Below are 14,493 nucleotides of genomic sequence, written 5' to 3'. Positions count from 1 at the left end.
CATCGGAGTATAATAAACGTACTCGTTGAAAATACAATTTTCAGACCCAAATCAATTAAATCAAAGCCTAAAACTCAGGCATAGTAGAAAAATTTTTAAAAAAGGAGCATAAGCCATGAGCGATAATTGGGAAAACCAAGACCACAATCAAGAAGAACATCAAGAAACTTCTGCCCTAGAAGTAGCCAATAAGGCTGCCACCCTATTTCACTACAATAGACCTATTAAACCCAGTAGCCTAGAAGTGGTAAGCACCTATAAATCTGTTGGTTCCATACGTCCTATTACCAAATCCCATTTAAATGTTAGAAATACTCTAGTATTATCAGGTTCAAGACCAATTACCGCAGGAACTTTACAAATTAGTGAGCAGTATAACGTCATGGGTAATCGTCCTGTTGCATCCAACGAAATCGATGATGTGTTACTTTTAATGGGCTACTTAGACTAGGGAAAAACAAAAAAAGTCCCTCTCCCACGAGAGAGGGCAACAAAATTGACAATTAAAGTTGAGAAAAAATTAATATAGCGTGTTTTATGATTATGAAATACATTTATTACTCTCAAGTCCCCTTATCAAGAAGGATTTAGGGAGATAATTTGGTACTCTGTAACCATGATAATTGCTATATCTTCTTTCTGTTAACTACTAGCTACCAAAGAAGCAGTAGGTTGGGGAATAGATTCGGAAGGCGCTTCAAATTCTCCCGAAAGTACGTACTCTAAACGTAATTTAAGAAAAGTAATCCATTCTTTGTCTAATGACACCACCGCTGCGGAGGGTTGAGGACATTTTGCTTTAACCTCTGCTAATTCTGGGGCTTCTAAAAAGGCGGGTTGTTTGATAAACCAGAAGTCAATCTCTTTGTTTTTTTCTTTATAAAATCTGTGCTTTTCGTCTAGCACTTCATGGAGGTTTTCGTTTTCGCTGGTTAAAAATTTTTCGCTGGCGGCAATGTAATAATAAGTTGTCATAAATTTCGTTTCGTTTAAATAAATTGCTTTACTAATATTGTCGAGTAATAGACTAATTTTCGTCAACAGTTAAATTTAGCTGAAGATTACTTTTTTTCAAGTTTTTATCTCTATACCGATTCTAGGATAGCTTGTTTTTGCTCATCATCATAACCCCAGCGTAAAAGAAATTCTTGATATTCTCCTGCATTATTAACTATGGTATTTTGTAGTTGAATGACCTTCTTTTTCACTTCTTCAAGTTGACAAAGTTTTACTATTTTTTTTGTTCTTTGGGTCACTTTCTGAGAACTTTCTGCCATTTCTGGATCATTATTCCGCATATGGGTAATTTTCATGGCACTTGACATGGCGATGTTTTTGACTAACAATTCACTAACTATTTCAGGGGCAGATTTTAAACCTTGAATAATACCGTTGGATGGATTATCGACGACCGCACTTTCGTGGGTAAGATAGGTAACAAAAAAGCCCCTACTACCATTGGCGGACTTTACCAAAGAAGTAACAATTTCTTCCTGTTTTTCCTCATCTAGGGTAGGCAGTTGACGGATAAATTCTTGGGTAAGGGCGATCGCACTTTCAAAACTAATATTTTCTTGAGCAATAAGATTCATAAATCATCAATTATATATTATTGATTACCTATATCGATTAAGCAATACAGGCTTGAAAACCACTTCTCAACCTTTCCTCATCCAGATTACGACCAATGAATACCAACTCACTGCGACGCTTTTCTTCTGGTTTCCAAGGGCGATCGGTTGTACCATCAAAAATCATATGTACCCCCTGAAATACTAAACGCTCATCCATACCCAGAGCATTAATAATACCCTTCATACGGAATATATCCACCCCTTGGGTGCGTAAAACCTCCCCAATCCACCCCTGTAACTTATTAGGATCAATGGGCTTATCCTCTACAATGGCAACAGAATAAACCGAATCATCATGTTCGTGGGCTTCCTCTTCCAAAAATTCAGGATCAATAGCAAAAGCATTTTTCAAATCAAAAGCCTTCACCCCTAAAATATCGTCCATGGCGATCGCACTGTTTTGAGTTCGATAAATTTTAGCAATGCGATTCATACCCTTGATTTTAGCCTCCAACTGCTCCAACTCCTCAGGGGATACCAAATCAGTTTTATTGAGCAAAATTATATCCGCAAAAGCAATTTGCTCCTCCGCCTCATGGGCATCCCAATGTTGTTGGATATGTTTAGCATCAATCACCGTCACCACCGCATCAAGCAACAGTTTATCCTGCATATCCTCATCCACAAAGAACGTTTGTATCACAGGAGCAGGATCGGCCAACCCCGTAGTCTCAATGACAATATGATCAAACTTGTGACGACGCTTCATCAAATTACCAATAATACGAATTAAATCTCCCCGCACCGTGCAACAAATGCAACCATTATTCATCTCAAAGATTTCCTCATCAGCATCAATCACCAGCTGATTATCAATGCCCACCTCTCCATATTCATTGACAATTACCGCCACCTTCTTGCCATGTTCATGGGTTAAAATGCGGTTGAGTAAAGTAGTCTTGCCTGCCCCCAGATAACCTGTTAATACCGTCACAGGAATACTGGCATTATTTGCACTCACAACCATAATTAAAAAAATCTCTCATTAAACTAAACTCTATTATAATCATTATATTTTTCCTTCACGGTCATAGGAGCAAACGGGCAAAAGCAATAATTCTTAACGGTCAATTGTTTCTGTTTCATTACTAACACCGGACACCCATATGCTATGATTATTAATAAATAAACATAAGATAATCTACAAAATATCTTAGTCGCCCTCAAAATATTAACTGGGGACGATAAATCGTCGGAAAATATTTTTTTAACCAATTAAAATAAAAAGAAAAAATTGGTTCACAATATAATGAATATGTAAACTTTTTAAAATAACTATATTACCCATGAACAACGAAACATTATCTAGCTCCCGTAGCTCCGAAAAAATTGAACTTTCCCTTCATATTGACTCAGAATTAGTAGAAAAAATCAAACATTTAAGTAATGATCCCAGTAAAATAGTAGAAACCGCCCTCAAAGAGTGGTTGAAAGGAGAAAGAAGACAAGATGATGATCTAACCCGCAGTCTTAGACGTAATCCCCCCGTACCTCCCAGGGGCGAATGGAATGATTAATGTGTTTCAATAACATAAAAAAATAAATGGAGATAATCCCATGATTTCTCTGATATGATAAAATCAATCTCTCTTACAGTAAGTATATATATTGATTAAATTAATTTTAAACTCAATAAAGCTAAACTATTGATAATCAAAAGATATTTAGTTTTGCCCCCATTATTTACTAGGGAGAGAATTAATCATTTTTTATGTAAAATTGATGACATCACCGACGATGATAGTAGAGAAAATAGAATACAATTGTCAAGACTTATCGACATTGGGGGCCGAATTAGTCTTTATTCAAGATAGGGAAGGTAAATATATATCTTTTTTTTGGCAACCAGAGAAACAGCCATTACTCACCTCTGAAAAACTAGAAAATAATCAGACCCTCGATTTTTTGTCTCCGATACCTCTTCATCCTTACCTAGAGAGGGTAAACAGAGTCATGACAAGACGCATTCCTGAACATTGTCAGCATATATTGAGTTATAAAGGTCATATTTTTCCTTTTGATCTGATCATTAGTCCTATCATTAAGCCAAATCAAGAAGTAGAGCAAGTATTAGTCATGGGGCATCATTTAGAGTCTGAAGCACTCCCCCTTACCTCTCCATCTTCTTTACCCCCAAATCCCGACCCTTTTCAGCGGGTTTTAACCCACATTGCCCGAAATATTCGTAGTACCCTTGACCTAGAAACCATTTGGAAACAAACCGTTGATAGTATAGGGGAATCCCTGCAAGTTTCCCGCTGTTTATTGCTTTTGCCTTCCCATGAAAAGGATAATGTAGTGGTAAAAGCGGAGTATTGCCTTCCCCCCTTTACTAGCTTACTTGGTTATACCTTCTCCATCGAGCAATATACCTGTTTACAAGATGCCTTAATAAGCCAAAAACCCTGTGTTTATCATGATGTTAGCTATAATTATTTTCAGTGTCAATCTACCCTCGTGGTGGGTACTTTTTATCAAAAAGAATTAAACAGTATTCTTGTACTTCATCAGTGCGATCGCCCCAGGCATTGGAGTAAAGGAGAATTAGAACTAATCCAAGAATTAGCAGATCAAATAGGAACGGCGATCGCCCATGCTACCATATACAAAAAATTAGAACAAGCCAGCCAACAAGCCAAAGAAGCATCAAGACTAAAAAGTGAATTCCTCGCCAGTACCAGCCACGAACTAAGAACCCCCCTCAACGGTATGTTAGGATTTTTACAACTCGTCCTCGATGACATGGCCGACGACAAACAAGAAGAAAGAGAATTTATCACCCAAGCCTACGACTCAGCCCGTCACCTACTCAACCTAATTAACGACATCCTCGACATCGCCAAAATAGAAGCCAATAAAATAGAATTTAAATTTGAACCCATATCCCTCAACAAAATATGCCAAGAAATAACCAAATTTGCCCAACCCCAAGCCCTCAAAAAAGCCCTAGACTTCAACATTAACCTACCGCCAACCTACGACCCCATTCTTCTGTACACCGACTACCAAAGACTACTACAAATCATGTTTAACCTCGTGGGAAATGCCCTCAAATTCACCCACCAAGGACAAATCTCCATCAATACCGAAATAATCTCCAAATCCATCCAATTCCGAGATCAAAAACTACCCGGATTCGTTAAAATTACCGTAGAAGATACAGGCATCGGAGTATCCCTCGACAAACAAGATAACCTATTCGATAAATTTTACCAAGTAGATGGATCACGGACAAAAGCATACGGAGGTACAGGATTAGGACTAGCCATCTCAAAAAAACTCATCGAAACCATGGGCGGCAAAATATCATTTTATAGCATGGGAGAAGATCTCGGCTCTACCATCACCCTCACCGTACCACTAACCCAACTACCCATCATCAAAGAATAACCTTTATACATTTGTATGGAAATAAACGAATTTATTGACCGCTTCGCATCAGGAGAAATAAACTTTTCCAACTCCCTCCTCGCAGGAATCGACCTCACAGGCGCCGACTTAATCGGCATCATCCTTGAAAATTCCAACCTACAAAAATCAAACTTCACCTTCAGTTATTTAAGTCGTGCCAACTTTCACCGTGCCAACCTCGTAGAAACCAACTTTAGCGGGGCAAACCTCAACCAAGCCAACTTTTCAGGGGCAAACCTTCACCGAGCCGAATTCCATGGGGCAATCCTACAAAAAGCCGACTTCAGAGAAAGCCAACTCACCCTTGCCAACCTCCTTGATGCCAACCTCATCGAAGCCGACTTCAGAAACGCAGACTTAAATAACGCCAACCTCAAAGGGGCTTGTTTACGGGGGGCCAACATGCGACAGGAAAAACGAAGCAACGGTGTAAATCTCATCGGGGCAAACCTAGATAAAGCCGACTTAAGAGGTTCAGACTTAAAAGGAGCAAACCTAAAAGGGGCTAGTTTAGTCGGTGCAAACTTACGAGATGCCAACCTAAGGGGGGCAGACTTAAGCGGGGCAAACCTCACCGAAGCCAACCTTAATGGTGTCTTTCTCACAGACGCTCAATGTAACGGCACAAAATTTATCGGGGCAAACTTATCTAACGCCAAAATGGAAAGGGTAAATATGACCGATGCCGAGTTAACCATGGTAAATATGGATAGTGCCTCCATGCCAGAAGCTAAATTTATCCGCACTAACTTAGTTCAGGCTAACATGACCTTTGCCAGAATGAATCGAGCTGATTTTAGTCGCTCAAACCTTTACGGGGCTATTTTACGCAACGCTTCCCTGATGGAAGTATTTTTTGCCCGTACCAATTTAAGTTCATCGGACATGACAAACGCCAATCTTATCGGTGCCGACTTAAGTAGTGCCAACATCCTCAACGTGAATTTTGAAGGGGCTATTATGCCCGATGGTCAGGTTTACCACTAACCATGGAACAAATCCCACTCACTATGTCGTCATAGGATATAGTTTGTTACAGTAAAGATGATTTTTATTATTAATGAGATTAGAGAGATATAACATATATGAAACCTTTTAAATTAATTACCAAGCGTTTGATGACCACCCTAGCAATATCTAGCACCCTTTTGCTGGGCATACCCTACATGGTAATGGCTCAAGGGCAAGGTTTAGTGTTGTTTAGTGGGGTTGAAAGAGAAAATCTTCTACGCCGTAACTTCGATTTTGGTAATAGGGCAGGAAATTGGGAAAGGTATCGTCTAACGGTGCCGGGGAATAGAATCAGTGATGGCGTTTCAAGTTTATATGTTACCTATCCCGACTCTTTTACTGGAACATTCGATACTAATAGCATTGAGGTTCGTTTAAATAACAGGGCGCTTCCCCTACAGGAGGTAATTTGGGATCAAGAAAGTAATTTTATCGAGATTGTCTTAGAAGAGCCTTTTATGGAAACTAGAGATTTGGAAATTGTCATGTCTAATGTTCGTAATCCCCGTTTTGGTGGTACTTTTTACTTCCACGGACAAACCATGTCAGCGGGGCAAGTGCCTATTCGCTTATATGTTGGTACTTGGATTGTGACGGTTAATTAATTGTTTTAGCCATGGCTAAATGATTTATGGGGGCGGACATATTGCCCCTATTTTTTATGTTGATCGCCCTATACTATACTTATTAATAACTGTAGCTATTTAAAATAAATTCATGACAGAAGAAAATAAGGCAAATCCTACCCCACAAGAGTCCGATACCACCGCCAAAAAAGCCCCTGCCAAGAAAAAGGAAAAACCCCCCGCCATCGAGGATAAACCTTTTACTGAGTTTATGGAGCAACATTTTACCCCTTCCCTCAAGGATGCCTTTGCCCAAAAGGGTATTGAGGAAATTGAGTTGGCCCTTAAAAAGGAAAAAATTCCTGTATTGGGGTTAGAAAATAATCCCGATTGTTGGCAGTTACAAGGAAAGTGGTCTAATCGTACCTTTGCTATTTATTTTATTGATGAGGATATAAAAGGACAAAAGGCTTTTAGTTGTACCATTGATAGTGAAGAACCTAGTACCCTAGAATCTTTTATGATTGATGAGCGTAGGGTAAATTTAGATCTTTTAGTTTTATACACTTTACAGCGTTTAAATGGTCAAAAGTGGCTCACCAGAAATTAACTAAATTTCGGTCAAGGGGTTGCTACCCCTTGTTAATAAATATTTTTCCTACTAATCTATGGGTTTAAAAACTAATACTTGATAACTTATTAGATTAAATAAGCTGAAAATTTCTAAACCTTTTGCTGTTAGGAAATCGTTAAAATTGTCAATAATAATTTTGTTGATCGCTGGATAGGTTGGTTGTACATTTTTGTTAATATCAACTACTTTATCTAGTTTAAATCCTGTTTTTTCACCTATTTCCTTGTAAGTTTTAATATCAATAAATGCTACTTCGCTAGTTGCTTTTGAGCCGTAGGTATCAGTGATTAAACGACTTAATATATTTTTTTCAAACCAAATCCACGTTTTAATAATGGTGGGATTAATGATAAAGTCAACGATAATTAATTGACCGTCTTTTTTTAGGTTTCTTTTTACCCCTTCAAAGAATTTTTCTCGACTCGGAAATGCAAAAATACATTCAAGGGCGATCGCCACGTCAAACAAAGAACTAAAATTAGGTAAATCACAGGCATTAGCTTCAATAAACTGAATATCATTATTACCCCTAGCCCTAATCACCTCAGAAGCCCTTTTTACCTGTACCCCGTCAATATTTACCCCTCGCAACTGCAAATTATCAAAAGTATCATTCAAAAGACTAATAGTGCCTCCAAAACCGCACCCAGCATCTAAAACCTTATCCCCATCCTTGATATTAGTAATATCCATTACTAGCTTCGATAAATTATTGGCCGCCACCGCAAAATCTTCCAAGCTACCATCAGCCAAAGAAGGATTTTCCCAATAACCCCAGTGGATATGTTTCCCGAAAGCCTTTTCTAGCTCCTTATCTTCCGCAAAACGCTCAACCAAAGCATCAAAATAACCCATAGATATTCTTTTTTTGTCCAATAAAATTCACTATATTATAGACAAGATTGAAGAACCCTCAACAACAAGTCCATTACAGACAAGCCAAAGATTTCATACTTTCTAACTGCTCTTGAAGATTTAAAATTTCCCTCTGTTGCTTTCTAATGGTAATTTGAGTTTTTACCCGACGCAATAGCTCAGGTTTGCGAAAAGGTTTAGTAACATAGTCATCCGCCCCCAACTCAAAAGCCTCTATCAAATGATGTTCTTCCTGACTAGCGGTTAAAAATATGATGGGAATATCCCGATAATCAGGATTAGATTTTATCTTCTCACAAACCTCCAAACCATTCATCTCAGGCATCATCAAATCTAATAAAATCAGATCAGGAGTTAAAACCGTTAGTTTTTCTAAGGCATCTTTACCATTAAGGGCTGAATTACTTTGATAACCCTTCGCTTCTAAAATGTAGCTTAATAATTTTAAATTTACTTTCAAATCATCAACAATCAAGATCAGACTTTTTTCATTGTCTAAATTATCCATTCCCGTTACATCTCCAACATCACTATATCCATGATGAATGAATTTTAGCGATAAAAAAGCAAAATGTTGTAATAATTAATCGAATGTGTTAGAAGTTGGCGTTGGTGAATTAAGGTCTGATTTTTAGTTTAGTTCGGCAATAGGCAATGGTAATAATGGTTCTAGTATCATATATTTGCTGTAGTTTAATTATGTTTTATACCCAAAATAAGCAACTCCTAAAAATCAAATTTATCCAAATACCCTTTACCGATACCTTTTACTCCCAAATTATACTTAATTTCTGCCTTATGTAATATCCATGCCACATAAGTATTGCTATTAGGTCCAGGGAAATAGCGATAAACATAACAGTAAGGATAACTCTCTTTACTCCCCTCTATTACCTTAATTAATATTTCTGCCTTTTCTCCTTGCCAAATATATGCTTGATAACTATCACCATTACCAACTCCATTATATGCCCCCATCAAATTTTGATGTAGATGTCCCCAACTGATGCCACCCCTGTTTCTATTTTGCCATATCTCCCAACGATCGCACCTATCATTATTATGGATAACAAACCAATAATGCACCGCCATAAAACCAATATAGGTAATTTTGGCAAATCTTAACTCAACCTGTTTTGTTTTGATGCTCACCTGCTCTATCACTTTTAGACTAGATCCTATTATCAGGATAAGATAAAAGAAAACTTAAAAAAAAGAATAATGGCGATCGCACCTTTACCTTGGCAAGAATTAGAAAAATTAACAGACTATCAAATAGATAGAGTAAATGGACAAACCAACTCCCAAGCCACCCTCCGACTCTTTAACCACTCCGAAGAAGAAGTAAGAGTAACCCTCTATAGAGATAATCATGCTTGGTGTCCCTATTGTCAAAAAATTTGGCTATGGTTAGAAGAAAAACAAATCCCTTACCGCATCAAAAAAGTAACCATGTTTTGCTATGGTCAAAAAGAATCATGGTATAAACAAAAAGTACCATCAGGAATGCTTCCAGCCCTCGAATTAGATGGAAAAATAATCACCGAAAGCGATGATATATTAATCGCCCTAGAACAAACCTTCGGAGTATTAAAATTTGGTATGGAAGATAAAAACGTACTTCCCCTCCGTAAACTCGAACGACTATTATTTAGGGCATGGTGTACATGGCTATGTTACCCAACCATCCTCCCCCAACAAGAAGCCAATAATCGTAAACAATTTATTCAAGTTGTCAAAAAAGTTGAAAACGCCCTTACCCAAACCCCCAGCCCCTACTTTCTCCAAGAATTCAGCACCGCAGACGTTATCTTTACCCCCTATGTAGAAAGGATGAATGCCAGTCTTTACTACTACAAAGGCTACTCATTAAGAGAAGAAAATCCAGCCCTTTCCCGTTGGTTTGATGCCATGGAAACCCGCCCCACCTATCGAGGGACCCAAAGCGACTTCCACACCCACGCCCACGACTTACCACCCCAAATGGGAGGATGTTATGGTAACGGTGAATCCCAAACCCTTAAAAATCAGCAAAAAGTAGATCGAGGTGATTGGTTTTTATTACCCGATGTAGCTTATCCCGAGCCAGAAAACTCCCGTCAAGAAGCCCTCCATCGAGTTTTGAAGCATCGTCAAAATATTGTTGAAGTTAACCCCGCAGATAGTCAATTATTTGACCAAGCCCTACGCTGTGCCTTAACCAACATGATGACAGGGGAAGATTGCCCACCTCCCCAAAAATCTGCCCTCGGCTTAAGATATTTACTCGATAGGGTGAATGTGCCTAGGGATATGTCCATTTATGCAGGTAAAAGACTACGACAAGCCCTAGAATATACTGCCAGTTTAGATAGTGATATACAACCAGAACCCTTACCTATCCGCCATCGTCGGGATCAAAATCCCCTTAATTTTCGAGCAGGAGTAGCTAGTAGTGGTTAATTAATTTTTTCCACGATTCTAAATCCTGCGTGTTGATAGAAATAGGGGCGAAACCAATTGCGATAATAGCGTGTAGCTTCTGCACCATTGGTAATCCATGCACCGCCGACAAGAAGAAAATGACGATTATCAAAAAAGGGTTGGGAATAGTCTTCATAGAGAAAATGGGGTTTAAATCCAGCAAGGGGCGTAAATTTATCCCCTAACCACTCCCATACATTGCCCCTAATATCATAAATTCCTGCTTTACTTTGAGCGGTGTTGATGCTTCCCACGGGGGTAGGGGATTGATAATTAAGATTAAGGTTATAGTTATCTATATCATTACTACCCTTCGATGCCAGATGCCATTGGGCTTCGCTCATTAATCCATAGTTTTTACTCCTTTTTTTGCTTAAATAACGGCAAAATGCGATCGCCTCATAGTGGTTAACCTCCACAGGATAATCTAAAGGTAAATCCATATAATCAAACATTGCTCGATATTGATAACCCTTTTTCGTCTTCAACCAAAACTTAGGATGGGTGCGATTTTCCCCCTGTAACCATGCCCAACTTTCCCCATGCCAAAATTCTTTATTTTCATAACCCCCTTCCCTGACAAAATCTAAAAATTCATAGTTAGTAACCATATATTTACTAACCAAAAAATCATCAACAATTTCCTCCCTGCTACCAAAATCCACATCCCAACCATAGAGAAAATCATCATCCTTTTTACCTAAAATTACCCTATCCCCATCTACCATAACCATTTCATTGTGAGGGGGTTTGCCTAAAGAAGGGGCATAATTCCAACCATCGGGCTTTTGTAATAAATCAGGATGTAACTGCCGAATCAACATAGAAGAAGTTTCAATGTGAATCCTTTGATGTTCCATACCCATAATAATCGCCCACCATGGACTATCCATCGTTATCGGTAAAGATAAGGGAGTATTATTAATTACCTTAATTAAAACTTGATAAACTTGATTGCGATATACCCACACATCTTCAAGGGACTGTTGACGAATATTATCGAGGATTTTTTGCAACTCATCGGGAAATTCTGGATCAACTCCCATCTCAAAAAGTTGTTCATAATCAGGGTTTATTCTTTCGGTTAATAAGCCCACCATAACTAATTTATTGATATAAAATACAGCGGAATGTCCGAGATAAAAAATCAGGGGATTACGCAGGGGATCAGGATTAAGATAATAAGTATCACGGCTCAAAATACTCTTAAATAAAATATCTTCCCTTTCCCATCCCCACTCCAGATAATTGATCATGTCTTCTTTGGTGCAACCGTTAAGGGGTAGTAGAGGATTATGTATCTCGGTATTGATCATTGCTCTAATTTATACGTCATTTTCTTATTCTATATCTCCTTCAAACAAAATAAAATCGAAAAACACAAGGTCAAGATCAACTTAAATTTCTAATTCCTAAAGATGCCAGTACAATAAGAAAAAATAGATCTATCAAAAATTGTGCAGTTACAACAGGTAATTATTGCTTATAAGGCAGGGGATAAAGATAGTAAAAAATGGGCAGAAAGATGCTCTCAAGAATTAGAATCTCGTGGCTGTAAAGTATTACTTGGGCCCAGTGGTGTAAAGGATAATCCCTATCCTGTATTTTTAGCTTCCGCTACGGGAAAAATTGATTTAGGGATTGTTTTGGGGGGAGATGGCACGATTTTAGCCGCCGCCAGACACCTAGCCCCCGAAGGAATTCCGATGTTAGCAGTCAATGTAGGAGGACATCTAGGCTTTTTGACAGAGCCTTTTTCTTTGTTTAAGGATACCGAACATCTTTGGGATAGGTTATCAAAAGATTTGTATGCGGTGGAAAGAAGGATGATGCTCAAAGCTCAGGTTTTTGAGTTGAATGGGGGGCAACCAGAGGCGGTGAGTGATGATTTTTATTGTCTTAATGAGATGTGCATTAAACCTGCTTGTTTGGATAGGATGCCCACTTCGTTATTAGAAATGGAAATTGATGGGGAAGTAGTAGATCAGTACCATGGAGATGGTTTAATTATTTCTACTCCTACGGGTTCTACTTGTTACACGGTTTCAGCTATGGGCCCTATTATTCATCCTGCCATGAGTGCGATCGCTGTTACCCCTATTTGTCCTCTGAGTTTATCCAGTCGCCCCCTTGTATTACCCGCAGGTTCAGTGGTAAATGTATGGACTTTAGGAGACTACGAATTAAATAATAAGCTATGGATGGATGGCGCCCTCAGTACCGCTATCTGGCCAGGGCAATGGGTATCGGTTACCATGGCAGAGTGTTTCGCTAACTTTATTATCTTGCGAGAATCTCACTCTTTTTATAAGACTATTCGGGAAAAATTACAATGGACAGGGGCAAGAATTTCCTCAGACAATAACCACCGTAATAATTAACAAAAAAAATAAGGAGCATCTCTCAAGCTCCTCATATTCTCATTAATGTAGTGTTTAAATATTGTGTATAATTGCGACTCCGTAAAAAGCTATGCTACAGAGTAATTATTTCTATAGATTGGTTAACCAACCAATTAAGCCTTGACCAGTTAATAATTCAAAACCGATTAAGGAAATGAAACCAATCATCGCTAAACGACCATTTAATTTCTCAGCATATTTATTGAAACCAAATTGTTGACTAGAATCAACATACATTTTGGGCTCAACTGCATAGTTGTTTAAGCGACCTTGATCTTCTGTTACGTATGTATTAGTGCGGCTATCCATAAAAGTTATAATTTCTTGTTTTTTGCTTATATAACTACTATAACACAATATAAAGTTTTGTAACAACCAGTTGACATTCGGTTTTTAGTCGGTTAACCGTATTGATTAATAAAAACAGCTTTTTGGGGTCTATTCACTACAACAATCTGTACTTTTTTAAACTTTAACTTTTTTACGAACTAGAATTTCATTTCTTATTTTCCTTCTCCATTAAAACTTTATATTCAGTAAATATACGGTACAATCTAATAACACCATTGTTGGATAACCTTTTTATCTGTTCTCATTTATTAGAAATAAATAACAAAATCTTTTCTGTCGCTAACTATAATCACTATATAAAATGAGTGTTACTTGTCCGAAAATCTTAATTGTTGATGATGATATTAATATAGGTAATCTAGTTAGTCGTTTTTTACAGAAAAAAGACTACGTTGTTAAATATGCCAATGACGGTAAAACCGCAATAGAAATTTTTGGCGAATTTAAACCAGATTTAGTAATATTAGACATTAATTTACCTGATACTCTCGGATACAATTTATGCACCGAAATGCAGCATAGCAGTGATGTGTTTGTACTGATGTTGACTAGTCGTACCGACTTAGAAGACAAAAAAAAGGGTTTTATTACGGGCGCTGATGATTATATTACTAAGCCTTTTGATTTAGAAGAATTGGAATTTAGGGTACAAGCTATTTTAAAAAGACAAAGGGTAGTCCAGTCTTTTCCTCAAAGTATAATTGCGATCGACAATTTAATGATTAATCCTGATACAAGGGAAGTAAAACTTAACCAACAACCAATCAACCTGACTCCCCTTGAGTTTGACCTATTATATTTTCTTGCCAATAATCCAGGTAAAGTATGGCGTAGAGAAGATTTAGTCTGCCACGTATGGGATAACAACCCCATTGGAGACAACCGAGTTGTGGACGTTCACATCGGGCAAATTAGAAAAAAAATAGAAAAAGACTGTAATAATCCGAACTTAATTATCACAATTCGAGGAGTTGGATATAAATTTCAGAGAGAGAATTAAAGACAAAAAAAGCCGCCCGTAGAGAGAGCGGTTTTTTTAGAAGAATTAAGGCAGGCATAGAACTATTGTCCCAAGGGGCTACCCCCGTAGTATCGTCGCTGCTGTCATGTTTCACCCACGAGTTCGGGATGGAGTCGTAGTGGTT

At 38.0% G+C, this 14,493-nt stretch carries 18 protein-coding genes; 9 read left to right on the top strand and 9 right to left on the bottom strand.

Going from position 1 to position 14,493, the window contains the following annotated elements:
* Positions 1-115: 115 nt before the first annotated feature.
* Positions 116-451 carry a hypothetical protein gene (locus tag ACXITR_RS12665; protein ID WP_457997585.1) on the top strand — a complete coding sequence of 112 codons (336 nt, stop codon included), beginning with the start codon at positions 116-118 and terminating at the stop codon, positions 449-451.
* A gap of 191 nt (positions 452-642) precedes the next feature.
* Here the strand turns inward: ACXITR_RS12665 and ACXITR_RS12660 are convergent, their stop codons facing one another.
* From ACXITR_RS12660 to ACXITR_RS12650, 3 genes are all read right to left on the bottom strand, one after another.
* Positions 643-975: an MgPME-cyclase complex family protein gene (locus ACXITR_RS12660; RefSeq protein ID WP_457997584.1), complete on the bottom strand. Its 333-nt coding sequence runs from the start codon at positions 973-975 to the stop codon at positions 643-645.
* Positions 976-1,085: 110 nt separating this feature from the next.
* Positions 1,086-1,592, bottom strand: coding sequence for a hypothetical protein (locus tag ACXITR_RS12655; protein WP_457997583.1), 507 nt, complete (start codon positions 1,590-1,592; stop codon positions 1,086-1,088).
* A gap of 37 nt (positions 1,593-1,629) precedes the next feature.
* A complete protein-coding gene (locus ACXITR_RS12650) occupies positions 1,630-2,601 on the bottom strand; it encodes a CobW family GTP-binding protein (protein WP_457997582.1) in 972 nt (323 codons plus the stop codon).
* A gap of 319 nt (positions 2,602-2,920) precedes the next feature.
* On the opposite strand from ACXITR_RS12650, the gene ACXITR_RS12645 reads away from it, so the two are divergent.
* The 5 genes from ACXITR_RS12645 (at position 2,921) to ACXITR_RS12625 (ending at position 7,232) form a co-directional block, all read left to right on the top strand.
* Positions 2,921-3,151, top strand: coding sequence for a hypothetical protein (locus tag ACXITR_RS12645; protein WP_457997581.1), 231 nt, complete (start codon positions 2,921-2,923; stop codon positions 3,149-3,151).
* Between the two features lie 205 nt (positions 3,152-3,356).
* Complete coding sequence (locus ACXITR_RS12640) at positions 3,357-5,024, top strand: GAF domain-containing sensor histidine kinase (protein WP_457997580.1); 1,668 nt, start codon at positions 3,357-3,359, stop codon at positions 5,022-5,024.
* Between the two features lie 15 nt (positions 5,025-5,039).
* Complete coding sequence (locus ACXITR_RS12635) at positions 5,040-6,032, top strand: pentapeptide repeat-containing protein (RefSeq protein ID WP_457997579.1); 993 nt, start codon at positions 5,040-5,042, stop codon at positions 6,030-6,032.
* A gap of 98 nt (positions 6,033-6,130) precedes the next feature.
* The gene (locus tag ACXITR_RS12630) at positions 6,131-6,661 is read left to right on the top strand and encodes a DUF2808 domain-containing protein (RefSeq protein WP_457997578.1); all 531 of its coding nucleotides are present in this window, start codon (positions 6,131-6,133) and stop codon (positions 6,659-6,661) included.
* Positions 6,662-6,773: 112 nt separating this feature from the next.
* Positions 6,774-7,232, top strand: coding sequence for a DUF2996 domain-containing protein (locus tag ACXITR_RS12625; RefSeq protein WP_457997577.1), 459 nt, complete (start codon positions 6,774-6,776; stop codon positions 7,230-7,232).
* A gap of 51 nt (positions 7,233-7,283) precedes the next feature.
* Here ACXITR_RS12625 and ACXITR_RS12620 read toward each other — a convergent pair whose 3' ends face one another.
* From ACXITR_RS12620 to ACXITR_RS12610, 3 genes are all read right to left on the bottom strand, one after another.
* A complete protein-coding gene (locus ACXITR_RS12620) occupies positions 7,284-8,111 on the bottom strand; it encodes an SAM-dependent methyltransferase (RefSeq protein WP_457997576.1) in 828 nt (275 codons plus the stop codon).
* A 73-nt stretch (positions 8,112-8,184) separates the two neighbouring features.
* A complete protein-coding gene (locus ACXITR_RS12615; RefSeq protein ID WP_457997575.1) occupies positions 8,185-8,640 on the bottom strand; it encodes a response regulator in 456 nt (151 codons plus the stop codon).
* A gap of 218 nt (positions 8,641-8,858) precedes the next feature.
* A complete protein-coding gene (locus ACXITR_RS12610) occupies positions 8,859-9,284 on the bottom strand; it encodes a DUF3750 domain-containing protein (protein ID WP_457997574.1) in 426 nt (141 codons plus the stop codon).
* A 69-nt stretch (positions 9,285-9,353) separates the two neighbouring features.
* Between ACXITR_RS12610 and ACXITR_RS12605 the strand changes: the two genes are divergently transcribed.
* A complete protein-coding gene (locus ACXITR_RS12605) occupies positions 9,354-10,574 on the top strand; it encodes a glutathione S-transferase family protein (protein ID WP_457997573.1) in 1,221 nt (406 codons plus the stop codon).
* Here ACXITR_RS12605 and ovoA read toward each other — a convergent pair.
* Complete coding sequence (ovoA, locus tag ACXITR_RS12600; RefSeq protein WP_457997572.1) at positions 10,571-11,911, bottom strand: 5-histidylcysteine sulfoxide synthase; 1,341 nt, start codon at positions 11,909-11,911, stop codon at positions 10,571-10,573. The two genes, ACXITR_RS12605 and ovoA, sit on opposite strands and share 4 nt — an antisense overlap.
* A 141-nt stretch (positions 11,912-12,052) precedes the next feature.
* On the opposite strand from ovoA, the gene ACXITR_RS12595 reads away from it, so the two are divergent.
* Positions 12,053-12,976 (top strand): NAD(+) kinase, encoded by a 924-nt coding sequence (locus ACXITR_RS12595; RefSeq protein ID WP_457997571.1) that lies wholly within the window; start codon positions 12,053-12,055, stop codon positions 12,974-12,976.
* Between the two features lie 111 nt (positions 12,977-13,087).
* Here the strand turns inward: ACXITR_RS12595 and ACXITR_RS12590 are convergent, their stop codons facing one another.
* The gene (locus ACXITR_RS12590; protein WP_069790582.1) at positions 13,088-13,306 is read right to left on the bottom strand and encodes a chlorophyll a/b-binding protein; all 219 of its coding nucleotides are present in this window, start codon (positions 13,304-13,306) and stop codon (positions 13,088-13,090) included.
* A gap of 343 nt (positions 13,307-13,649) precedes the next feature.
* Here ACXITR_RS12590 and ACXITR_RS12585 point away from each other — a divergent pair, with 343 nt between their 5' ends.
* Positions 13,650-14,348 carry a response regulator transcription factor gene (locus ACXITR_RS12585; protein WP_457997570.1) on the top strand — a complete coding sequence of 233 codons (699 nt, stop codon included), beginning with the start codon at positions 13,650-13,652 and terminating at the stop codon, positions 14,346-14,348.
* Here the strand turns inward: ACXITR_RS12585 and ACXITR_RS12580 are convergent.
* On the bottom strand, positions 14,305-14,493 hold a 189-nt coding region (locus ACXITR_RS12580), incomplete at its 5' end, for a hypothetical protein (RefSeq protein WP_457997569.1). The genes ACXITR_RS12585 and ACXITR_RS12580 overlap by 44 nt on opposite strands.

The organism is Cyanobacterium sp. (genome assembly GCF_054166785.1).
Note: the sequence above shows the minus strand (reverse complement) of the source record. Positions and strands in the feature narration are given on the sequence as shown.